Here is a 22,103-nt window from a genome sequence, read left to right on the forward strand (position 1 = left end):
TGACCGGCGGGTATCCGGGCAGGATGCCGCCATGTCTGAATTCCCTGCATCCACCGTGCTCGGCTATCCCAGGATCGGTCCCGACCGCGAGCTGAAGCGAGCCCTGGAGGCCTATTGGGACGGCCGCTCCACCCGCGAGGAGCTGGAGCGGACCGGCGCCGAACTGCGCGCCGCGACCTGGAACCGGCTGGCCGAACTCGGCCTCGCCGGGCTGCCGTCCAACACGTTCTCCCTCTACGACCAGGTGCTCGACACCGCCGTGCTGCTCGGCGCGGTGCCCGAGCGCTACCTGGAGGCGGGCGACCCGTACTTCGCGATGGCGCGGGGCACGCAGGGGCTGCCGCCGCTGCGGATGACCAAGTGGTTCGACACGAACTACCACTACATCGTGCCGGAGATCGGCCCGGAGACCGTCTTCAAGCTGGACGCGGCCAAGCCGCTGTCCGAGGTGCGGGAGGCGCGGGCGCTGGGCCACGAGACCCGGCCCGTGGTGCTCGGCCCGGTGACGTTCCTGCTGCTGGCAGGCGCCCTTGACCGGCTGGCGGACGTGCTGCCCTGCTACGAGGAGCTGCTGGGGGCGCTGGCCGCCGAGGGCGTGGAATGGGTCCAGCTGGACGAGCCTGCGCTGGTGGCCGATCGCACGCCCGCCGAACTGGCCGCCGTGCGGACCGCCTATGACCGGCTCGGGGGGCTGGCCGTACGGCCGGGGCTGTTCGTCGCGTCCTACTTCGGCGACCTGGGCGAGTCGCTGCCGGTGCTGGCCGCGACGCCGGTCGAGGCGATCGGGCTCGACCTGGTGCGCGGGCAGGCGCACAGCGTGCTGGGAAAGATCGTGGTGGCCGGGGTGGTGTCCGGGCGCGACGTCTGGCGGACCTCGCCGGAGCTCGCACTGGCCCGCCTGCACGCCGTCAGCGACAAGGCCGGGCAGGTGGTGGTGAGCACGTCCTGCTCGCTGCAGCACGTGCCCTACGACCTGGACGCCGAGCAGCACCTCGACCCCGCGCTGCGCGAGCGGCTGGCCTTCGCCGAGCAGAAGGTCGCCGAGGTCGTCGCGCTGTCCGGGCGGGAGTTCACCGGTACGGCTCCCGCCGCGCCCTCCGTCGAACTGATCGAGCCCCTGGTGGTCGAGGGGCGCAGCCTGTACCAGGTGCGGGCGGCGGCGCAGGCCGGGCACCTGCGGCTGCCCGTGTTGCCGACCACCACGATCGGCTCCTTCCCGCAGACCGGCGAGCTGCGCGCGGCCCGCGCCGCCGTGACCGCGGGCACGCTGTCGCCGGCCGACTACGAGCGGCGCGTCGAGCAGGAGATCGAGCACGTCATCCGGCTGCAGGAGCGGCTCGGGCTGGACGTGCTGGTGCACGGCGAGCCCGAGCGCAACGACATGGTGCAGTACTTCGCCGAGCACCTGGACGGGTTCGCCGTCACACGCAACGGCTGGGTCCAGTCGTACGGCTCGCGCTGCACCAGGCCGCCGATCCTGCACGGCGACGTCTCCCGCCCCGAGCCGATCACCGTGCGGTGGGCGCGCCACGCCCAGTCGCTGACCGACCGGCACGTCAAGGGCATGCTGACCGGCCCCGTCACGATCGTCGCCTGGTCGTTCGTCCGTGACGACCTGCCGCTGCGCGACGTGGTCCGCCAGGTGGCCGACGCCGTCCGCGAGGAGGTGCGGGACCTGGAGGCGGCCGGGATCTCGATCATCCAGGTGGACGAGCCGGCGCTGCGCGAGTTGCTGCCGCTGCGGCGCTCGTCGCAGGAGGCCTACCTGGAGTGGGCGGTAGCCGCCTACCGCCACGCCACGGCGGCGGCCGGTGACCGTACACAGATCCACACGCACCTGTGCTACTCCGACGCCGACCAGATCCTGGCCGCGATCGACGGGCTGGACGCAGACGTCACCACGATCGAGTCGGCCCGGTCGGGCGCGCGCATCCTGGAGTCGGTGTCGTCCTTCGGGCGCGGGCTCGGGCCGGGGGTGTACGACATCCACTCGCCGCGGGTGCCGGGCGAGGACGAGGTCGAGCGGCTGCTGCGGGCCACGCTGGAGGTGCTGCCGCGCGAGCGGGTGTGGGTCAACCCGGACTGCGGGCTGAAGACGCGCACCTACGAGCAGGTGGAGGCGTCGCTGGCCAACGTGGTCACCGCTGCCCGCCGCCTGCGTCAGGCCTTGTAGCGGTCGTAGAACTCCTCGACGGTCATGCCGAGCAGGGCCTCGTCGTCGTAGCGGGACCCTACGGCGGCGGCCCTGCTCCAAGCAGTGGCCAACATTGGTGGGACCAAGTATGGTGGGTCCAAATTCGGTAGGGCCAAACTTGGACCCATGGAAGCGAGACGCGTGTGGATGGCTTCGTTGGCCGCGACCGTGAGCTCACGAAGCTCAAGCGCCTGCTCGACCGCGTTCAATCAAGTGACCGCCCAGGGCGTGCCCTGCTCATGCGCGGACGCCGCCGGGTGGGAAAGTCCCGCCTGGCGGAAGAGTTCATCCGACGGGCGAACGTGCCCCATCTCTACTTCTCAGCCGTGCGCGAGAGCTTGGGCGAGCAGCTCCAGCGGTTCCGCTTGGACGCCCTCGAATCAGACCTACCGGGCGCCCCTCTCTTTGCGGAAGTGACGCCTGAGTCCTGGGATTCCGCATTTCTCCTGCTCGCCAACGCCATTCCGCAGGATTCGCCGAGCATCGTCGTCCTCGACGAGCTGCCCTACATGATCTCGTCGGACGCAAGCCTTGAGAGCAGGCTCCAGAGGATGTTCGACAGGGAGTTCTCTCGGCGCCCGATGCTCCTCATCCTCATCGGATCAGACCTGTCGATGATGGAAGCGATCAACCAGTACGACAGGCCCTTCTATATGAGAGCCACCGAAATGGCGATCTCTCCGCTCACGCCAGCCGATGTCGCGAAGATGCTCGATCTTGACCCGGCAGAAGCCATCGATACCCACTTGATCAGCGGCGGGCTTCCGATGATCTGCGAGGAATGGCCCGCAGACACCTCGAAGTGGGACTACCTCGCAGAAGCGGTTTGCGACTCGACCTCTGCCCTGATCGTCAGCGGGGAACGCGCCCTGGCCGCCGAGTTCCCACCTGAAGCACAGGCCCGGAGGGTGCTCATGGCCATCGGATCCGGGCAGCGCACCTATTCCTCCATCTCCAGGGCTACCAACGACATACCGGGAACATCGCTCAAGCGGGGCATACAGCTCCTTCTCGAAAAGCGGTTGATCATCTCGGAGCTTCCACTGTCAACGCGCCCTTCGCGCGAGGCCCGGTACCACATCGCCGATACGCACCTGCGTTTCTGGCTCTCCTTCATCGCGCCTAATCTGGCAGAGATCGAACGAGGACGCGGCGACCTGGCGTTGAACCGCATCCGGCGATCGTGGACAGCGTGGCGCGGAATGGCCGTCGAGCCCCTCATCAGAGAAGCCCTGCGTCGTATGGATCTGCTTCCCGAGGGGACGGGCGCCATCGGGGGCTACTGGACGCGTACCAACGACCCCGAGATCGATGTTGTGGGGGCCGACCGCGAACCCATCGCCAAGCAGATCACCATGGTCGGTTCGATCAAATGGCTGGAGAACCGCCCGTTCGACGCACATGATCTCACCGAGCTCATCGTTCACCGATCAAAGCTGCCGGGAGCCAATACGTCCGTCCCGCTGTACGCCATCTCGAGAAGCGGATGTACGACCGCAGGAGTGAAGCAGATTGGACCGCAGGAGCTCATGGACGCTTGGCGATGAGCCCCGGCCGCGGCATCACCGTCGTCTGCCCGGCCGCCGTCAGGAGCCGTGGCGGTCGTTGAACTCCTCGACGGTCATGCCGAGCAGCAGCTCGTCCTCGTAGCGGCCGGCGGCGAAACGGGCCCTGCGGCGGCGGCCCTCCTCGACGAAGCCGAGCCTGCGATGCAGGGCCAGTGAGGGCTGATTGCCGGCGTAGACCACCACGTCGCACTTCTGGAAGCGGCGCTCGCCGAACATGTAGCGCAGCAGCAGCACGATGGCGTCCGAGGCGTACCCCTTGCGGTGGTGCGGCGTGCCGATGGCCACGCCGTACGCGAAGGTGCCGTAGTGCCGGTCGACGTCGTGGGTGTTGATCGAGCCGACGGCCGCGTCGTCCTCCCTGCGCGCGATCACGAGCTTGAACCGGTCCAGGTCGGGCTCCTCCGCCGCCAGTTCGGCCACCCACTTCCTAGCGCCCTCGGTGGACCGCGGCGGCGTCAGCAGCCACCCGTTGCGCACGTCGTCGGAGTACTCCTCGAAGGCGTGGAACGCCTCCCAGTCGGCGGGTTCGAAGCCGCGCAGCCGTACCCGCTCACCCACCCATGCCGAGGTCATGAGGGCAGCCAACCAGAGCGACGCGGCGATGTCGCGGCAATTTTCCGCGCGGCTAGGAGAAGGTCCGCGCCAGGTTGGCCAGCGCGATCGTGGCGTAGCGGCGCGGGCCTGTGGACAGGCCGTAGGCGATGTCCTCGATCAGCGCGCAGCGGGCGTAGAAGGCGGCCCGCTCGCGGAAGCCGTCGTCGACCGGCGGGCCGTAGGCGCCGAGGACCCGTTCGAAGACCTGGGGGCCGAGGTCGCGGTACAGCAGGGCCAGGTCGTGGGCCGGGTCGGTGATGGCCGCGTCGGTCCAGTCCAGGATGCCGGTGATCTCGCCCGTCTCCGGGTCGCCGAGGATGTGCTCGGCGCCCAGGTCGTTGTGGCAGAAGCGGAGCACGACCGGCTCCGCGGGCGGTGTGCGGGCCAGGAACTCCTCGACCAGCCGGCGGTCGTCCGCGGTGAGGTGCTCGCGCACGTCGTCGTAGTCGCTCGCGGTGTCCTCGAGCCAGGACGGCAGCGGGTAGGTGTCGACCTCGGCCACGTCGTGCAGGTCGGCGGGCGGTACGGCGTGCATCGCGCCGAGCAGCCGCCCCATCAGCTCGGCGAAGCGGCCGAGCCCGCCTGAGGCCAGGTGCAGCCCGTGCAGCGGCTCGCCGGGCAGCCGCCGGTAGCCGATCACCCCGGCCTGCTCGTCGGAGAACAGCACCTCGGGCACCGGCACCGGCGCGATGAGCCGCATCGAGGCCAGCAGCGTGACCTCGCGCCGGGTCGCATCCGGATCCGGCTTCTTGGCGCCGCGCACGACCAGGTCGTCGTTGACGAGGTAGACCTCGTTGTCCAGGCCGGAGCCCAGCTCGCGTACCGAGTGGACCGTGTAGCCGGGCAGATGGGCGTCGAGCAGCACGTGTATGTCGCTGATCACATCCGCACCCTAGCCCAACATGTCGCGCCGCAGCTCCCCCATATTCTCCGGCGCCTGGATGGTGTCGGCGGTGCCGTAGCCGCCGCCCGCCCTGGCCCGGCCCACGACCTCGATCTCGCTGATCCAGCCCAGGTGCCGCCCCACCCTGGCGCGGACCAGGTCGCCCTCCGACAGCCGCTCCCACTGCTCGCCCGCGATGCCGAACGCGGTCAGCTCGCGGGACCGCCCCTCGTCGACGGCGCACCAGTACACGTGGCGGGTCCGCCCCCTGCTGCCGCCGCTCTCCTGGCGGCGCAGCCGTACGACCTGCCCCTCCACCTGCGCGGGCGCGGCCAGATCCAGTACGGCGCGCACCAGCGGGACCCCGGCGACCGCCAGCCCCACCAGGAACGCCAGCGGCTGCGGCAGCCCGGAGGGCACCAGCTCGAAGGCGGCGAGCACGATCAGCACGATCCAGCTCCAGAACCCGGCGAAGAAGCCGGCTGCCAGGCCGCGGCCGACGGAATGCAGCGGCTTCCTGCCGCGGATGAGCCGCCCGGGATAGCGCACCTCGAGCCTGTGCCACATGCCGCCGTAGTCGGACCAGGCGCGCCGGTCGTCGGCGGGCACGCTGACCGGCAGGCTCGTCACCGCGCGCGGCGCCAGGCCGAGCGCGGCGGCGTAGGCCAGGGGGCGTCCCCAGATGGTGACGGCGGCGGCCGGCTTGTCGGCGAAGCGGGCGGTGGCCAGGTGCTCGCGCACGCCCAGCCAGTGGGCGGCGGCCTGGCCGCCCAGCTCGGTGCCGCGCTCGCCGTTGAGCTTGCCGGCCAGCGCGACGAGCGCGGCGAAGACCAGGATGGCGGTGCCCGGCCCACCGTCGTGCTTGTGGTCGGACACGGCGACCGCGATCCCGGCGAGCGCGGCGGGGACGGCGGCGGTGACGGTCAGCAGTACCACGTGCAGCCTGCTCCACCGCGGCCGTGACAGGCCGCGCTCGCGGGCGTCGGCGATGACCTTCTTGCGGAAGCTCTTCCACCAGCGCCCGAGGTTGCGTGAACCCTCGGCCAGCGCGCCGGTGGCGACCACGCCGTCGCGGGCCAGCGAGGCGACGTGGTCGTGGACGAGCTGCTCGTACGGGTTCAGCCCGGTGGGGCGGCGCAGCCGTACCAGGGACAGCTCGGGGCCGACCTCCTCGATCTGGACGGCGCCCTTGGCGGCCAGGTCCAGCAGCGTGGCCGAGGTGGCCTCCTCACACAGCTTCCAGCCGCCGGTGATGAGGTCGACCACGGCCGGCGACTCGCCTGCCAGGACGCCGGTGGCGGGGCCGGGGCGGACGGACGGGTTGCGCGTGGCCAGCGCCAGGGCCAGCAGGAGCAACCCCCACAGCGCGAGTGCCGCGGCGGCGGCCGGCCACAGCGCCATCAGAACCGCACCTGGACCGGGCCGCGCTCCTCATCGGGCGCCTGGAAGTAGTCGCGCGAGGCGAAGCCGGTCATGCCGGCCACGACGTTGGCGGGGAAGGTCTGGATCGCGTTGTTGTAGGTGAGCACGGCGTCGTTGTAGTACTGCCGGGAGTAGGCGATCCGGTTCTCGGTGGTGGCCAGCTCCTCCTGCAGGTCGGCGAAGTTGCGGCTGGCCTTCAGGTCGGGGTATGCCTCGGCGACGGCGAACAGGCTCTTCAGCGCGCCGCTCAGCGCGTTCTCGGCGGCGGCCTGCTCGGCCGGGGTGCCGGCGTTCAGCGCCTGCGCGCGGGCCTCGATGACGGCGGCCAGCGTCTGCCGCTCGTGGGAGGCGTAGCCGCGGACGGTCTCGACCAGGTTCGGGATCAGGTCGTGGCGGCGCTTGAGCTGCACCTCGACCTGGGCCCAGGCGTTGTCGACGGCGTTGCGGGCGCGGACCAGCGCGTTGTAGCGGGAGACCGCGGCGATGAGCGCTAACAGCACGAGCATTCCGATGACGGCGGCGGTGATCACGATGTCCTCCTTGAGGGTGCTGCGGACATCGGACCAGGAACTGCTTACCGCTGCTTTGCAACCCGCTGTACTCCGCTACTTGAGCGCTCCCGTGGTCAGGCCCGACTGGATCTGCCGCTGGAAGATCACGTAGACGACCAGCATCGGCAGGATCGCCATCGTCAGCGCGGCGAAGAGCGCGGAGAAGTCGTGCTCGTACCCCGCGGCCGTGGAGATGTCGGCGATCCCCTGAGTGAGCACCCACTTGTCGCGGTCCTGCAGCAGCACCAGCGGGAGCTGGTACTGGTTCCACTGGCCGAGCACGTTGAAGATCGTGATGCTGACCAGACCGGGCCGGGCCATCGGCAGCATGATCTGGAAGAAGACGCGGGTGTGCGAGGCGCCGTCCACCATGGCCGCCTCGGCCACCGCCGTGGGCAGGGTGCGGAAGAACGCCGCCAGGAAGAAGATCGTGAACGGCATCGAGTACGCGATGTAGACGAGGATCAGCCCCGCGTGCGTGTTGATCCCGATGTACGGCCCGATCAACGGCACCTGCCGCCCGATGTTCTGCACGACGAAGAACAGCGGCGACAGCGCCAGGAACACCGGGAACGCGAGCCCCGACACGAACACCAGGTAGATGGCCCGATTGAGGCGGAAGGAGTAGCGGGCCAGCACGTAGGCGGCCATCGAGCCGATCAGCATGGTCCCGAAGACGCCGAAGCCGACCACGATGACGCTGTTGAGCATGTACTGGCCGACGTGCGCCTTGTCCCAGGCCCTGACGAAGTTGTCCCAGTGCAGCGTGGCCGGCATCGTCCAGGCGTTGCCGAAGATCTCGTCCTCGCTCTTGACCGAGCTCAGGAACGTCCACAGGATCGGCACCGCCACCAGCACGGTCCACACCAGCAGCGCCACGTGAGTGAGCGCCGACAGCGGGCCGAGCTGCCGCCTGCGCTCCTTGCGGGCGAGCTTCCTGGAGTTCGCGACCGTCCACGAGGTCATCGTCGTCATCAGTACTCGATTCGTTCGCGGCGGGACAGCCGCAGCGACAGGATCGCGAAGCCAACAGTGAAGAAGAACATCACGACGCCCATGGCGGAGGCGTAGCCGAAGCGGAAGTTCTGGAACGCGGTGCGGTAGATCTCGGCCGCCATGACCGTGGTCGACCAGTCGGGCCCGCCGTGCTGGTCGGTCATCACCCAGACGACCGCGAAGACGTCCAGGGCCAGGATGCCGAGGTAGACCCAGGCCACCTGAACGGTGTCCCACAGCAGCGGCAGCGTGATCCGGAAGAACAGCGCGATCCGGCCCGCGCCGTCGATCCTGGCGGCCTCGAACATGTCGTTGGGGATCGAGGCGAGCCCGGCGGAGAACAGCACCACGTAGAAGCCGACCGCCTGCCATACGAGCACGCCGAGCACCGACCAGAAGGCGATCTTCGTGTCGGACAGGAACCCGAACGGCCCCAGGCCGATCCCCATCAGCGGGGCGTTCAGCATGCCGCTGCCGTCCGGCCTGAACACCTGCTGGAACAGCACCCCGACCACGGCCACGGCCAGCACCTGCGGGAAGAAGAACACCACCCGGTAGAAGCCGGACCCCCTGATGCCGACCACCCCCTGTCCCCCGCCGCCCACGCTGAGCAGGAAGGCGAAGAACAGGGCGATGACGATCGTGATCAGCGGCAACAGCACCAGCAGTGCCAGGTTGTGCCGCACGGCCCGCCAGAAGATGTCGTCGTTGAACAGGCGGACGAAGTTCTCCAACCCGATGCTCTGCGGGCTGGCGTTCACACCCCGCCAGTTCGTCGTGGAGATCTGGAAGGCCTGGGCGTACGGCGCGAGCACGTACGTCACGTAGAGCACCACCGGGGCTGTCAGGAACGCGGTGATGAACAGCCCACGGCGGTATCTGTTGAACATCAGCGCGAGAACTTCTTGATCGAGGAGTCGTTCTTGATGTCGTCGGCCTTCTTCTGGATGCGCTCGAGGTACTTGTCAGGAGTGAGGTCGCCGGACATCAGCGCGCCGGTGGCGGCGATCGCCTCGTCCTTGAGCGGCCCGTACCACTGCTGCCACTGGTAGTAGACGGTGTTCTCGCCCGCGCCGTTGAGCGCGTCGGTGGCGCTCTGCACTCCCGGTGAGAGCTTGCGGCCCTCGGTGGCGCCCTTGACTGTGGTGACCGTGCGCACCAGCTCGGAGAAGTCTCCCGCGCCCTTCTTCGACAGCATCGCGCGCAGGTACTCCATGCCGCCCTGCGGGTTCTGCGCCTTGGACGGGACGATGAAGTTCTCGCCAGGCTGGGTGTGCAGCGTGCCGTACGGCATCTTGTCGCTCTTGCCGAAGTCCGGCAGCGGGAACATCTGGTACTCGAAGTCCGCGGGCGTGGTCTTGGCCTGCTCGTTCTCCAGCCAGGAACCGGCGGGGAGCATGGCGACCTCGTACTTGTTCTGCGCTGTCTGGGTCTGGACGTGGTCCAGGCCCGCGGTGCCCTGCAGCAGGTACTTGGCGCCGATCTCGGCCCACGCCGTCGCCGACTGCTTCATCGCGTCGGTCGTCCAGGCGCCGTCCTCAAGGTTGTCGATGTTGACCAGTGTCTCCGGGCCGCCGACCTTCGCGGCGAGCGTGAGCAGCGGCTCGTAGAGGTACTGCGGGAACTTGCCGGCGTAGGTGAACGGGGCCATCTTGCCGGACTTCTTGATCGTCTCGCAGAGCTTGAGGAAGTCGTCCCAGGTCTTCGGAGGCTCCCAGCCGTTCTCCTTGAAGACCTTGCCGGAGTACCAGATGCCGAAGATGTAGTTCACGTAGCCGACCACGCTGAACTTGCCGTCGTAGGTGCCGATCTTGACTGCGTTGGGGTCGAGGATGTCCCTGACCTTCTTGGACGGGTCGTCCCAGACCGGCGCGTCCAGCAGCGGCGCCAGGTCCTGCAGCTGGCCGTCCTGGGAGAGGGCGCCGAAGTCCATGAAGTTGGCGCCGGAGTTGTCGATGACGTCGGGCGGGTTGCCGCCGGCGAAGCGCGGCTGCAGGACCTTGGTGATCTCCTTGGTGAAGTTGTGCTTGACGTCCACCTTCGGGTACTTGCCCTTGAACAGCGGCTCATGGATGTCCTTGGCGTAGGCGTTGCCGAAGCCGCCGTCGAAGATCCACACCTCCAGCGGCTTGCCCCCCACGCCGAAGGGATTGTCCGCGCTGGTCGGGACCGCTGCGGGAGCCGACGAGGCCGGCGTGGACGACGGGGTGGCGCACGCGGCCAGCGCTCCCGCCAAGGGGACGAGGGCGGCCGCGCGAAGGAGCTCGCGCCGGTTGATGCGGGGGGTGTCGGACATGTATGACTCCTGACTTCCTATGCTCCGCGTCTGATCCGCCCTGCGTAGCGGTTCTCCAGGGCCTTGTTGTGTTCGTCGCCGCCGGCCACGTTCGCCGACAGGTAGATGGGTGGCGTCTCGCCGAGCGCCACGAGCTGCTCGATCGCCTCGGTGACCATCAGCTGGGCCAGCAGCGCCGAGGTGATCGTGGACACCGCGCCGTAGCTGCCGCCGCCGGGCAGCTCGAGGATGGCGTCGCCGTACGGCGCGCCGTTGTCCAGCACGACGTCGGCCAGGTCGAGCAGCTTGCGGCCCGACGGGTGGCGCGAGGTCATCCGGGTGGAGTGCTTGACCGAGGTGATGGCGATCAGCGGGTGGCCGCGGTCCTTGACGATCCCGGCCAGCTCGACCACGACGCCGTTCACGCCGGAGCTGGAGATCAGGACGAACACGTCCTGCGGCTGGACCGGCGCCAGGTCGAAGATCCGCTGGGCGACCGCGGGGTCGCGTTCGAGCTCGGGGGTGAGCACGGAGGGGGGCTGCCCGCCGTACAGGACCAGGTCCCTGGGGGTGAGCCGGTTGCTGGGGACCAGGCCGCCGGCGCGGCCGGCGATCTCCATCGCGATGGCCTCGGAGTGGCCCGAGCCGAAGGCGTTGACGATGCCGTCGGCTCTGAGGGACGCCACGACCAGGTCGGCGGCCTGCCGTATCCGGTCGCGCTGGGACTCGGCGACCTCGCGGGCCAGCTCCAGGACCTGTGTTGCGTAGGACAAGATCAGCCTCTCTCCACCCGATGACTCTCCACGGCGCTGATGGTCAGCTCGAAGGCCTGGTTGGTGCGCTCGTAGGTGCGCTGCGCGACCGCCACGTAGACGGCGTCCAGCACGAACAGCTGGGAGTGGACCGCCGCCAGGCCGCCAAGCCTGAACGTCGTCTCCCTGCTGGCGGTGGTCAGCACCAGCTCGGCCAGCTCGGCCAGCGGCGAGCGGGCGAACGAGGTGACCGCGACCGTCATGGCGCCGTGGCTGCCGGCCTCGACCAGGGCCTCCATCACCTCGCGGGTGCGACCCCGGTGGCTGATGCCGATGGCCACGTCGCCGGGCCCGAGCAGCGCGGCCTCCGACAGCGCCTCGTGCGCGTCGCCCGCGCTCCAGCACGGCACGCCGATCCTGCGCAGCCGCCCTTCCAGCATCTTGGCCACGTTGCCGCTGGTGGAAACGCCGAACAGCAGCACGCGGCGGGCAGCCACGACCGCGTCGGCCACCTGGGCGACGGTGTCGAGGGTGAGCTGGGCGGCGGTGTCCTGGATGAGGCGGGTGTCGGCGGCGGCCATCACCTCGATGGCCACGTCCAGCGGGTCGTCGGGGCCGATCTCGTGGCCGACGCCCGCGCCCCAGCCGGCCTGCGCGGCCCTGCCGGTCTCGGTGGCCAGCGCCACACGCAGCTCGGCGTAGCCGGAGAAGCCGAACGCCCGGCAGAACCGGGTCACGGTCGCGGGCGAGCTGCCCGCTCGCTCGGCGAGTTCGATGATCGTGGAGCGGGCCGCCTCGGCCGGGGCACCGAGGATCACTTCGCCTACCCGCCGCAGCGCCTCCGGCAATGCGGATAGTTCGGTCTCGATGCGCCCTAGAGCACCAGAAGTCACGAATATTCCTTCCGAATACCCGGTCTTCTGGCGAAAATTATTCTTGCTTCCCGGTCACGTCAAGACCCACAATCCAACCGTGACTAAATCGCTCGTGATCGGTGTTGACGCCGGTGCCACCTCCACGCGCGTGTCCGTGCACGCGCTCGACGGCACGCGCGTCGGCTACGCCAAGGCGGGTCCCGGCAACCCCACCGCCCACGGGCTGGCGAAAGCGGTCTCGGCGATCACTTCGGCGCTCGACCAGGCACTCGCCGGGGTGGACGCCGCGCAGGTCGCCGCCTCCCTGGCGGGCGTGGCGGGGAACGCCGACGAGCTGGTGCCCGAGCTCGCCGAGGTCTGGGCCGCGCGCGGCATCCCTGCCGGGCCTCGGATCACCGGCGACCTGCCGATCGCCTACGCGGCGGGCACCTCCTCCCCCGACGGCTCGGTGCTGCTGTCGGGCACCGGCGCGGACGCCGCTCGCTTCGCCGGGTTCGAGCTCGACGTGATCGCCGACGGGCTCGGGTGGCTGCTGGGCGACTTCGGGTCCGGGTTCTGGATCGGCAGGGAGGCGGCCAGGGTCACCGTGCACACCCTGGACCGCGGCGAGCCGACCGGCGCGCTCGGGGCGCTGGTGATCGAGCACTTCCTGGGCCCGGCTGCCGACCTGCCGCCACGCGGGCTCGCCGACCGGATCGTCCGCCTGGCGCAGGCCGACCACATGCGTCTGGCCGCCCTGTCGGCGCTGGTCAGCCAGGCCTTCGAGGCCGGCGACCCGGCGACCGCCACGATCGTGGCCGAGGCGGCCGACCACCTGGCGGCGACGCTGCGCCGGGTGCACGCCGGCGGTCCCGTGGTGCTCGCCGGGAGTGTGCTGACCTCCGAGGGTCCTGTACGGCATGCCGTACAGGACCTGCTGGCGGGTTACGAGGTGCGCACCGCCGGGGACGCGGCGGGAGCGGCGGCCTGGCTGGCCGCGCGCGAGCTGCTGGACGAGCCTGAGCGGGCGCACGCGGCGTTCACCCTTTGACGGCGCCCGCGGGGGCGGTTAGGAGGTGAGGAGGGCGGCGCTGCCGTAGGAGGCGCCGAAGCCTGTGACCAGGGCTACCTGCTTGCCCGCGCGGAGTTCGCGGACGGCTTGGGCGACGTTGTTGAGGCCGTGGACGTACCCCTCCGAGAGGAGGCCGCCGTGCGGGTTGACCCAGGCGTGATGGCGACCGAGGAGGTAGTCGCCGAGGTCCGCCCGCCGTACCAGGCCGAAGTCCTCCAGCTGGCGGGGCACGAGCCAGGAGTAGGCGTCGTAGAGGAGGGCCGTGTCGACGTCCGAGGGGCGCATGCCGGAGGCGTCCCAGAGCATGGGCGCCACGTAGGCCGAGAAGATCGCCGACACGTCCGGCGCGGTGGACATGGTCGAGCAGCCGGGGCCGCCGCCGCGGACGACCGCGTGGATGCGCGGGCCCGGCAGGGTGGCACTCACGAGGAGGGCGCAAGCGCCGTCCGTCTCCTGACAGCAGTCGACCGTCCGCAGCGGCGTGCAGACGTACGGCCGGCCGAGGTACTCCTCCCACGACAGCGGCTCCCTGCGCAGGGCACGCGGGTTGGCCTTGGCGTTGTCGCGGGACTGGGCGACGACGGCGTGCAGGTGCTCCGCCGTGAGCGAGGTGTCGTGCAGGTAGCGGGTCGCGGCGAGGGCGAACAGCGGGATCGGCCCGGCCATGCCGTACCTCTGCGTGACCTCCTCCTCGGGGCCCGTGGAGACGGTGTTCATGCGGCGGCCTGAGCGACCGTTGAGCGCCCGATATATCAGGACGTGGCGTGCGAGCCCGGCGTGGACGAGCATCGCGGCGGAGCCCAGGATAGACGCCGCCTGAGTGCCGCCGCCGGCGATGTCGTTGTGCCAGCCCAGCCGCTCGATCCCGAGCGCCCGCGAGACCTGCGTCACCGGCGCCGAGTCGCCGAGGTGGTAGCTGAGCACCGCGTCCACCTCCCCCGGCGCGATCCCCGCGTCCTGGCAGGCGGTACGGCAGGCCGCCACGGCGAGCTCTTCCTCCGTACGGCCGGACCGCCTGGACAGCTCCGTCATGCCGATCCCGGCGATCCCGGCGAGTCCGGCGAAGGGTTGCATGGGGCTCCCGAGCCTCGAAGTCGTCCGCCGGGGCGGGGCGCGATCCGTCCCGGCGGGCGACGCGTGTGGTGCTCGACCGTCACCGTAACGCTCCGCGGTCGTTAGGACAAGCGCTTGCTCGGTTCGACGTCGCCGCGGGGGAAGGGGCGGTGAGGGATCGTCATTGGATGGCAACCTAACCGGGGCGTGTTGGGTATCCCCTTTTGCGGGGCGGGGTGGCATCATCCCGATAGCCCGCTCCTATCAGCATCGAGGTGCGCGATGGATCTTCGCCAGGTCCGGTACGCGATCGCGATCGCGCGCGCGGGAAGCCTGCGCCGTGCCGCCACCGTGCTGCACATCGCCCAGCCGACCCTGTCCGAGCAGTTGAAGGCTCTGGAGAAGGCCATCGGCGTCGAGCTGTTCACCCGCTCGTCGAGCGGCGTGAAGCTCACCGAGGCGGGCGAGGTCTTCCTGGCGCAGGCGACCGTCGCGGTGGACGCGTTCGAGCGGGCCGTGCGCGCGGCCCGCGGCAAGGGCAGGTCCTCCCGGCTGGGCGTGGCCGACGGGCTGGACGACATGCTGGCCCGCCTGCTGCCCGAGTTGCACGATCCGCGGCTGCGCGTGGCGCCCATGCCCACCGCCGAGCAGATCGTCTCGATCATGGATGGCACGCTCCAGGCGGGCCTGGGTTACGCGCCCGGCTCGCTGCCCAGGAGCGTGGCGCGGATGCTCATCCAGCGCTCCCCCGTCCGCGCGCTGCTGCCGCGCGAGCACCGGCTGGCCGCCAACGGCCAGATCGCTCTGTCCGACCTGGCCGCCGAGCCGCTGGTCACGCCGGAGTCCGACGCGGGCCGCTATCTGGAGGGCTTCGTCCGGCACGGCCTGCACCCCCGGCTCGGCCCCGCGGCCCCCACCCACGACCTGGTGGTGAAGCTGGTCGAGGACGGCGCCGGATACACGCTGTGCGTCAGGGACACGGTGCCGGTGCCCGAGCGGCTGGCGTTCGTGCCGCTCGCCGAGGAGGTGCCACCCATCGAGGTGGTCTTCCTGTGGAACCGCCAGTCGGACGTGCACGACCTGGTGCACGCGGCCCGCCATCTGGCCAGAACGGGCTAACGCTATTGTCCACGGATGCGAATGTCCGAGCTGAGCACCACATCCGGGGTGCCCATCGCCACGATCAAGTACTACCTGCGCGAGGGCCTGCTCCACCCGGGTGAGCAGCTGGCGGCCACCCGCGCCGACTACGACGAGTCCCACCTCCGCAGGCTCCGCATGATCCGGGCCATGCTGGAGGTGGGCCGGGTCCCCGTGGCCGGGATCAAGAAGGTGATAGCGGCCGTCGAGGACGAGTCGCTCCCCCTCCACTTCGTCCTGGGCACCGCCCACTACGCCCTGGCCCAGAACGCCGAGCTCGAGCCGGGCCAGGAGTGGGCCCGCCAGGAGGTCGACCGCCTCATCACCGAGCTCGGCTGGCAGATCTCCCCGAACGCGCCCACCCGCGACGAGCTCGCCCAGACCCTGGTCCGCATGCGCCAGCTCGGCCTGCCCCAGGACCTGGGGCCCTACGCCGCCGCGGCCGAGAAGCTGGTCACGGAGGTGGAGATGGACCACGTCCCGCTCGGCGGCCCGCGCGAGGCTGCCGTCGAGACCCTGGTGCTCGGAACGGTCCTGTACGGCAGGGCCCTGGACACGCTGCGCCGCCTGGCACAGGAGTCGGAGTCGGCGCGCAGGTTCACACCGGGTTCTTGAGCACCCACTGCGCCGCCCGTTGCAGCAGGGTGCGGTGGATCTCGTTGTCGTAGGAACGGGTGTCGTGCCCGAGCGCGTCGTAGACGACGCGGCCGCGCCGTACCGGGCGGGCCCAGACCAGCGGCTGGCCTTCGGCGGAGGCCAGCGGCCGCACGTCGGGCAGCACGTCCAGGTCGGAGTAGACCTCGTCGACCACGGAGAAGTCGCGCAGCCCCTCGACGATCGGGTGCGAGCCGTGCACCCGGACGCTGGTCCAGCCGAGCGGCGGGTGGTGCGACTTGGGCCAGGTCCAGCAGCCGCCGAGCACGCGCGGCCAGCCCTGCCAGTCGTCGAAGCAGATCGAGGCCGCGTGCATGCACAGCAGCCCGCCGCCGCGGTCGAGGTGGTCGAGCAGGGTGGTGCGCGCCTGGGCGGGTAACGAGAATCCCCACGTGCCGCGCAGGTCGGCGAAGCGGTCGAGGCCCATCCGCCAGCGCAGGGCGTTGACGGTGATGAGCTGGTGCTCCGACGGCTCGCCGAGCGCTCCCGCGATGTCCTCGGTGATGTCGGATTCGACGCCGACCTCGGCCAGCACCTCCGCGAGCGCGGCAGACGTGGCGTCGAAGTCGTGGAACGGGCCTCCAGACAGGATCAGGTTTCTCGCCACGCCCCAAGCTCATCACGCTCAACGCGGCATTTCCATACCGACAACGCCCGCGCCCGGCTGCGGCTCAACTGGCGGCCCCGGTACGCCTGCTTCCTGGACGAGCAGGCATGATGCCAACCGTGGATTTCGAGGAGTACCGCTCCATGCTGCTCGGGCTGGCCTACCGCCTGCTCGGCAGCATGTGGGACGCCGAAGACGTCGTCCAGGAGGCCTGGCTGCGCTGGGAGAGCACGGACCAGAGCGAGGTGCGCGAGCCGCGCGCGTTCCTGGTGACGATCGTGTCCCGGCTGGCGCTGGACCAGCTGCGCTCCGCCCGGGTCAAGCGCGAGGCCTACACGGGCCCGTGGCTGCCCGAGCCGGTGCTGACCTCGCAGGCGGGCCCGCTGGACACCGCGGAGCTGCGCGACACCGTTTCCTTCGCCACGCTGCACCTGATGGAGCGGCTCTCGCCGCCTGAGCGGGCGGCGTTCGTGCTGCGCGAGGCGTTCGAGCTGCCGTACGAGGAGATCTCCGAGATCGTCGGCACGAGCCTGGCCAACGCCAGGCAGCTGCACTCCCGCGCGGCCAAGCGCCTGGCCGCGGGCCGCGACAGGTTCCAGCCGTCCGACCAGGAGCACGCCAAGCTGCTGACGCGCTTCATCGAGGCGGCCGCCGGCGGCGACCTGTCGGCGCTCACCGACCTGCTGCACGAGGACGTCGTGTCGTGGAGCGACGGCGGCGGCAAGGTCCGCGCGGCGCTCAACCCGATCCTCGGCCGCGACAAGGTCCTCGCGTTCTTCACCGGGCTGGTGCGGCGCTACAGCGGCTTCGAGTCGCACCTGATCGACATCAACGGCGAGGCCGCCCTCATGGTCACCATGGGGGACGACACGCGGGTGCTCACGTTCGGCATGCGCGACGGCCGCATCGCCGACGTGTTCCTGGTCGCCAACCCAGACAAGCTGGGCCGCGTCCAGGATCTATAGTCTGCCCCTATGGATCTCGGTATCACGGGCAAGGTCGCACTGGTCACCGGCGGGAGCTCGGGGCTGGGGCTCGCCTCCGCCAAGAGCCTGGCCCGCGAGGGCTGCAACGTCTGCGTGAGCGCCCGCAACCCGGAGCGGCTGGCCGAAGCCGTGGTCGAGCTGCAGGAGTTCGGCGGCGTGGTGCACGCCGTGCTGGCCGACGTGGAGGACCCGGAGGCGGCGCCGCGGGTGGTGACCGAGACACGCGAGGTGCTCGGTCCCGTGGACATCCTGGTCGCCAACGCGGGCGGGCCGCCGCCGGGGCGTTTCGTGGACATGGGCCCGGACGAGTGGGACATCGCGGTCCAGCGCAACCTGCTCGGCACGGTCCGGCTGATTCATGCAGTGCTGCCCGACATGCGCTCGCGCGGGTGGGGGCGGATCGTGACGATCACCAGCCGCTCGGCGCGCGAGGTGCTGGACGGGCTGGCGCTGTCGAACGCGACCCGCTCGGCTGTCGCGGGCGTTGTCCGTACGGTGGCCCGCGAGGTGGGCCGCGACGGGGTGCTCGTGAACAACGTGCTGCCGGGGCCGTTCGACACCGACAGGCTGCGCTCGATGGTCGGCGGCGAGGAGGGCATGGAGCTGGCGGCCAACGGGGTGCCGGTGGGCCGGGTCGGGCGGGCCGAGGAGCTGGGCGACGTGGTGGCGTTCCTGTCCAGCCAGCGCGCCTCGTTCGTGAACGGTGTCTCGCTGCTCGTCGATGGCGGCGAGAGCCGCGTCATCGCCTGACTGCGGCCCGCACGATGCCCTCGGCCCAGCGGGCGGGCTCATCCGGCAACGTGACGAAGTACGACAGATTTGCGCGATGGAAGCAAGCGCCCATGAGCAGGGTGGCCGCCGCCGCGCTGTCGAGCGCGGAGTCCAGGCGTCCGAGCCGCTGCTCCTCCCTCAGGTATCTGGCCAGGCGCTCGATGGGCAGGTGGGGGCCGCCGCCGATGGTGGCGAGCATCTCGCGGAACCCGGCCAGGAGCTGCGGGTCGCCGATCACGCCCGAGGCGATGCCGGCCGCCTTGCCGTAGAAGTCCAGCGCGGTCAGGGCGAACGCCGTGAGGTTGGCCACCAGGTCGCCCTGGCCCGCCTCCAGCTCGAGCCGCGCCAGCGCCGGAGCCATTGCGGGCATCCGCTCGAGCAGCACGGCCAGGACCAGCCGTTCCTTGCCGGTGAAGTGCTTGTAGAGCAGGGCCTCCGAGCAGTCGGCCCGCTGCGCGATGCGCTTGGTCGTCGCCCCGGCGATCCCGTGCTCCCGGATGACCTGCTCGGCAGCATCGATGATGCGCTCGCGCGTGTTCATGCGCACATCATATGAGTGAGCGCTTACTAACTTGGCGAGCCATGACATCCTTCCCTTAGAAGACATCAGGGGAAGGCAGGGGCATGGACAAGCCGGTCATCGTGACGGTCGACGACGACCCGGGCGTGTCGCGGGCAGTCGCCCGTGACCTCAGACGCAAGTACGGCCAGGAGTACCGGATCGTCCGCGCCGAGGATTCCGTGCAGGGCATCGAGGCGGTGAAGGAGATGCGGCTGCGCGGCGACGACGTGGCGGCGATCCTGGCGGACTACCGCATGCCGCAGATGAACGGGGTGCAGTTCCTCGAGGCCGCGATGGACATGTATCCGTACGCGCGGCGGGTGCTCTTGACCGCGTACGCCGACACCGACGCGGCGATCCAGGCGATCAACGTGGTGGACCTGGACCACTACATGCTCAAGCCGTGGGACCCGCCGGAGGAGAAGTTCTACCCGGTGATCGACGGCCAGCTGGACGCCTGGCAGCGCACCGAGCGGGTGGAGCGGTCCGAGCTGCGCGTGGTGGGCGACCGGTGGTCGGCGCCGTCGTACCGGGTGCGCGACTTCCTGGCGCGTAACCATGTGCCCTACCAGTGGATGCTGTCCGACGATCCCGAGGGGGCGCAGCTGGTGGCCGCGGCGGGCGAGGACTGCCACCTGCCGCTGGTGATCACCGTGGACGGCGTCACGATGGAGTCGCCCGACCAGGCCACGCTGGCCTCGGCGGTGGGCCTGTCGACGACGCCGGCCACCGACTTCTACGACCTGATCGTGATCGGCGGCGGGCCCGCGGGGCTGGGCGCGGCGGTCTACGGCGCCTCGGAGGGGCTCAAGACCGTGCTGGTCGAGGCGCACGCCTCCGGCGGGCAGGCGGGGCAGAGCTCCAGGATCGAGAACTACCTGGGCTTCCCCGACGGCGTCTCGGGGGCGCAGCTGGCGGACAGGGCGCGCAGGCAGGCGCTGAAGTTCGGCGCGGAGCTGCTGACCGCGCGCAAGGTCACCAGCCTGGAGTCGCGCGGCCAGGCCAGGGTCGTGGGCTTCAAGGACGGCGGGGAGATCGCGGCGCACGCGGTCATCCTGGCCACCGGCGTCACCTACCGCCGCCTGGAGGCGCCGGGCCTGGACGACTTCGTGGGCCGGGGCGTCTTCTACGGGGCCGCGCTGACCGAGGCTCCCTCGTGCCAGGACGGCGAGGTCTACATCGTGGGCGCGGCCAACTCGGCCGGCCAGGCGGCCGTCTACCTGGCGGGATTCGCGAGCAAGGTCAATTTGTTGGTGAGGAGTGACGGTTTGGAGAAGTCCATGTCGCACTACCTCATCGAGCAGATCCAGGCGCTGCCGAACATCGAGGTGCACCTGCAGACGCAGGTCACCGGCGGCGATGGCGACGGCCACCTGGAGCGGCTGACGATCGCCACCAAGGGCGAGGAGCGCACGGTCGACGCGCAGTGGCTGTTCGTGTTCATCGGCGCCGAGCCGTACACCTCCTGGCTGGGCGACACGATCGAACGCGACGCGAAGGGGTTCGTGCTGACCGGGCCCGACCTGGTGCACGGCGGCAAGCGTCCGCGCAACTGGACGCTGCGCCGCGAGCCGTACTACCTGGAGACCAATGTGCCGGGTGTACTCGCGGCGGGTGACGTGCGGGCCGACTCGATCAAGCGGGTGGCTTCGGCCGTCGGTGAGGGCGCGATGGCCGTCGCGCTCGTGCATCGTTACCTGGAGAAGCAATGACAACCCCTATCGACGGCCCCATCGACGGCACTGTCGACATCGACGCGCTACGCAAGCTGTTCCTCTTCGAGCGCCTGACGGACGAGCAGCTGAACCTGCTGGCCGCCAAGGGCGAGGTGCGCGAGTACGCCAAGGACGAGTTCATCCTGCGCCAGGGTGAGCCGTCGGATTCGTTCTTCGTCCTCATGGAGGGCGAGATCCAGATGATGACCGACACCGACGCCGGTCCCGTGGCGCAGCCGCGTTCCACCCAGCCGGGCGTGTACGCCGGGGCGGTGTCGGCCTACCTGGGCAACCGGGCGCCGGCCACCTACCAGCACTCGCTGCGGGCCTGCGCGCCCACCCGGATGTTCGTGCTGCCGGCCAAGAAGTTCGGCTACATCGTGACCGAGTGGTTCCCGATGGCCATGCACCTGCTGGAAGGCATGACGTACGGCGGGCGGGCCGCCCGGGAGATCATCGACCGGCGCCAGCGGCTGACCGCCCTGGGCACGATCACGGCGGGGCTGACCCACGAGCTGAACAACCCGGCGGCGGCAGCCGTACGGGCGGTGAGCGAGCTGCGCACGCTGATCAGGGAGTCGCGCCTGCAGCTGGCGGGGCTGGCCACCAACGGGATACCGCCGCAGAAGCTGCTGCACCTGATCGAGATGGCCGAGGGGTGCGCGGGGGCCGTGGGCACCCTGGCGCCGCGCAGCCCGCTCGAGGTGTCCGACGCCGAGGACGAGGTGGGCGAGGCGCTTGAGGATCTCGGCGTGAACGACGCGTGGGAGCTGGCGCCCTCGCTGGTCAACGCCGGGTTCAACCTGGAGACGCTGGCCAAGATCCGCACCAAGGTGGGCGAGGAGCACGCCGGGGTGGCCCTGCGCTGGCTGGCCGACGCGGTGGAGATCTCGCAGATGCTGGGCGAGATCACCGAGGCCACCGAGCGGATCACGTCGCTGCTTTCGTCGGCCAAGCAGTACTCCCAGATGGACCGGGCGCCGTTCCAGATGGTGGACGTGCACGAGCTGCTCGACAGCACGATCGCGATCTTCCGCGGCAAGATCCCGCCGGACATCAACGTGGTCACCGACTACGACCGGACGCTGCCGGAGATCCCTGCCTACGCCGGCGAGCTCAACCAGGTGTGGACGAACCTCATCTCCAACGCGCTGGACGCGATGGGCTCGCAGGGCACGCTGACCATCAGGACCGCGCACGACGAGGACGAGGCGATCATCGAGATCGGCGACACGGGTCCCGGCGTGCCGGACGCGATCAAGGACCGGATCTTCGAGCCGTTCTTCACCACGAAGACCGTGGGGCACGGCACAGGGCTCGGCCTGGACATCTCCTACCGCATCGTGGCCGGCCGCCACAGCGGCGAGCTGAAGACGCGCTCGGTGCCGGGCGACACCTGGTTCGAGGTACGGCTTCCGCTCAGGGAGACGCCGGGGGCGGTTGTATGATCGGCC

Annotated in this window: 21 protein-coding genes; 9 read left to right on the top strand and 12 right to left on the bottom strand. The window is 70.3% G+C overall.

Going from position 1 to position 22,103, the window contains the following annotated elements:
- Nucleotides 1–31: 31 nt before the first annotated feature.
- Both metE and ACIBHX_RS33990 read left to right on the top strand, forming a co-directional pair.
- Nucleotides 32–2,173, top strand: a complete 2,142-nt coding sequence (metE, locus tag ACIBHX_RS33985) for a 5-methyltetrahydropteroyltriglutamate--homocysteine S-methyltransferase (protein ID WP_397071489.1) — start codon at nt 32–34, stop codon at nt 2,171–2,173.
- A gap of 164 nt (nt 2,174–2,337) precedes the next feature.
- Nucleotides 2,338–3,741 (top strand): ATP-binding protein, encoded by a 1,404-nt coding sequence (locus ACIBHX_RS33990; RefSeq protein ID WP_397071491.1) that lies wholly within the window; start codon nt 2,338–2,340, stop codon nt 3,739–3,741.
- Between the two features lie 39 nt (nt 3,742–3,780).
- Here the strand turns inward: ACIBHX_RS33990 and ACIBHX_RS33995 are convergent, their stop codons facing one another.
- From ACIBHX_RS33995 to ACIBHX_RS34035, 9 genes are all read right to left on the bottom strand, one after another.
- Entirely contained in the window at nt 3,781–4,335 is a 555-nt protein-coding gene (locus ACIBHX_RS33995; protein ID WP_397071492.1) for a GNAT family N-acetyltransferase, read from the bottom strand.
- A 52-nt stretch (nt 4,336–4,387) separates the two neighbouring features.
- Complete coding sequence (locus ACIBHX_RS34000; RefSeq protein ID WP_397071494.1) at nt 4,388–5,239, bottom strand: phosphotransferase family protein; 852 nt, start codon at nt 5,237–5,239, stop codon at nt 4,388–4,390.
- Between the two features lie 9 nt (nt 5,240–5,248).
- Nucleotides 5,249–6,640 (bottom strand): DUF2207 family protein, encoded by a 1,392-nt coding sequence (locus ACIBHX_RS34005; RefSeq protein ID WP_397071495.1) that lies wholly within the window; start codon nt 6,638–6,640, stop codon nt 5,249–5,251.
- On the bottom strand, nt 6,640–7,191 hold the full coding sequence (locus ACIBHX_RS34010; protein ID WP_397071496.1) for a LemA family protein: 552 nt from the start codon (nt 7,189–7,191) through the stop codon (nt 6,640–6,642). The genes ACIBHX_RS34005 and ACIBHX_RS34010 overlap by 1 nt, the downstream gene beginning before the upstream one ends.
- Nucleotides 7,192–7,266: 75 nt before the next feature.
- Nucleotides 7,267–8,187, bottom strand: coding sequence for a carbohydrate ABC transporter permease (locus ACIBHX_RS34015; protein ID WP_397071497.1), 921 nt, complete (start codon nt 8,185–8,187; stop codon nt 7,267–7,269).
- Entirely contained in the window at nt 8,187–9,098 is a 912-nt protein-coding gene (locus ACIBHX_RS34020; protein WP_397071498.1) for a carbohydrate ABC transporter permease, read from the bottom strand. The genes ACIBHX_RS34015 and ACIBHX_RS34020 overlap by 1 nt, the downstream gene beginning before the upstream one ends.
- Nucleotides 9,098–10,504 (bottom strand): N-acetylglucosamine/diacetylchitobiose ABC transporter substrate-binding protein, encoded by a 1,407-nt coding sequence (ngcE, locus tag ACIBHX_RS34025; RefSeq protein ID WP_397071499.1) that lies wholly within the window; start codon nt 10,502–10,504, stop codon nt 9,098–9,100. The genes ACIBHX_RS34020 and ngcE overlap by 1 nt, the downstream gene beginning before the upstream one ends.
- Before the next feature lie 17 nt (nt 10,505–10,521).
- Complete coding sequence (locus tag ACIBHX_RS34030) at nt 10,522–11,256, bottom strand: sugar isomerase domain-containing protein (protein ID WP_397071500.1); 735 nt, start codon at nt 11,254–11,256, stop codon at nt 10,522–10,524.
- Between the two features lie 2 nt (nt 11,257–11,258).
- Nucleotides 11,259–12,128 (bottom strand): MurR/RpiR family transcriptional regulator, encoded by an 870-nt coding sequence (locus tag ACIBHX_RS34035; protein WP_397071501.1) that lies wholly within the window; start codon nt 12,126–12,128, stop codon nt 11,259–11,261.
- Nucleotides 12,129–12,207: 79 nt separating this feature from the next.
- Between ACIBHX_RS34035 and ACIBHX_RS34040 the strand changes: the two genes are divergently transcribed.
- On the top strand, nt 12,208–13,140 hold the full coding sequence (locus tag ACIBHX_RS34040) for an N-acetylglucosamine kinase (protein WP_397071502.1): 933 nt from the start codon (nt 12,208–12,210) through the stop codon (nt 13,138–13,140).
- 18 nt (nt 13,141–13,158) lie between these two features.
- Here ACIBHX_RS34040 and ACIBHX_RS34045 read toward each other — a convergent pair whose 3' ends face one another.
- The gene (locus ACIBHX_RS34045; RefSeq protein ID WP_397071503.1) at nt 13,159–14,235 is read right to left on the bottom strand and encodes a thiolase C-terminal domain-containing protein; all 1,077 of its coding nucleotides are present in this window, start codon (nt 14,233–14,235) and stop codon (nt 13,159–13,161) included.
- 261 nt (nt 14,236–14,496) lie between these two features.
- Between ACIBHX_RS34045 and ACIBHX_RS34050 the strand changes: the two genes are divergently transcribed.
- Both ACIBHX_RS34050 and ACIBHX_RS34055 read left to right on the top strand, forming a co-directional pair.
- Complete coding sequence (locus tag ACIBHX_RS34050; protein WP_397071504.1) at nt 14,497–15,333, top strand: LysR family transcriptional regulator; 837 nt, start codon at nt 14,497–14,499, stop codon at nt 15,331–15,333.
- Between the two features lie 15 nt (nt 15,334–15,348).
- On the top strand, nt 15,349–15,969 hold the full coding sequence (locus tag ACIBHX_RS34055; protein WP_397071505.1) for a MerR family transcriptional regulator: 621 nt from the start codon (nt 15,349–15,351) through the stop codon (nt 15,967–15,969).
- Here the strand turns inward: ACIBHX_RS34055 and ACIBHX_RS34060 are convergent.
- The gene (locus tag ACIBHX_RS34060; protein WP_397071506.1) at nt 15,953–16,615 is read right to left on the bottom strand and encodes a ThuA domain-containing protein; all 663 of its coding nucleotides are present in this window, start codon (nt 16,613–16,615) and stop codon (nt 15,953–15,955) included. The genes ACIBHX_RS34055 and ACIBHX_RS34060 overlap by 17 nt on opposite strands.
- A 110-nt stretch (nt 16,616–16,725) precedes the next feature.
- Between ACIBHX_RS34060 and ACIBHX_RS34065 the strand changes: the two genes are divergently transcribed.
- Both ACIBHX_RS34065 and ACIBHX_RS34070 read left to right on the top strand, forming a co-directional pair.
- Nucleotides 16,726–17,580 carry an RNA polymerase sigma-70 factor gene (locus ACIBHX_RS34065; RefSeq protein WP_397071601.1) on the top strand — a complete coding sequence of 285 codons (855 nt, stop codon included), beginning with the start codon at nt 16,726–16,728 and terminating at the stop codon, nt 17,578–17,580.
- Between the two features lie 9 nt (nt 17,581–17,589).
- Nucleotides 17,590–18,351, top strand: coding sequence for an SDR family NAD(P)-dependent oxidoreductase (locus ACIBHX_RS34070; protein ID WP_397071507.1), 762 nt, complete (start codon nt 17,590–17,592; stop codon nt 18,349–18,351).
- On the opposite strand, the gene ACIBHX_RS34075 is transcribed toward ACIBHX_RS34070, so the two are convergent.
- Nucleotides 18,341–18,913: a TetR/AcrR family transcriptional regulator gene (locus ACIBHX_RS34075; RefSeq protein ID WP_397071508.1), complete on the bottom strand. Its 573-nt coding sequence runs from the start codon at nt 18,911–18,913 to the stop codon at nt 18,341–18,343. The genes ACIBHX_RS34070 and ACIBHX_RS34075 overlap by 11 nt on opposite strands.
- A gap of 83 nt (nt 18,914–18,996) precedes the next feature.
- Here ACIBHX_RS34075 and ACIBHX_RS34080 point away from each other — a divergent pair, with 83 nt between their 5' ends.
- Both ACIBHX_RS34080 and ACIBHX_RS34085 read left to right on the top strand, forming a co-directional pair.
- Nucleotides 18,997–20,646, top strand: a complete 1,650-nt coding sequence (locus tag ACIBHX_RS34080; RefSeq protein ID WP_397071509.1) for an FAD-dependent oxidoreductase — start codon at nt 18,997–18,999, stop codon at nt 20,644–20,646.
- Nucleotides 20,643–22,097 carry an ATP-binding protein gene (locus ACIBHX_RS34085; protein ID WP_397071510.1) on the top strand — a complete coding sequence of 485 codons (1,455 nt, stop codon included), beginning with the start codon at nt 20,643–20,645 and terminating at the stop codon, nt 22,095–22,097. Before ACIBHX_RS34080 ends, ACIBHX_RS34085 begins: the two co-directional genes overlap by 4 nt.
- Nucleotides 22,098–22,103 lie beyond the last annotated feature (6 nt).

Source organism: Nonomuraea sp. NPDC050536 (genome assembly GCF_044457685.1).
Lineage (GTDB): Bacteria > Actinomycetota > Actinomycetes > Streptosporangiales > Streptosporangiaceae > Nonomuraea.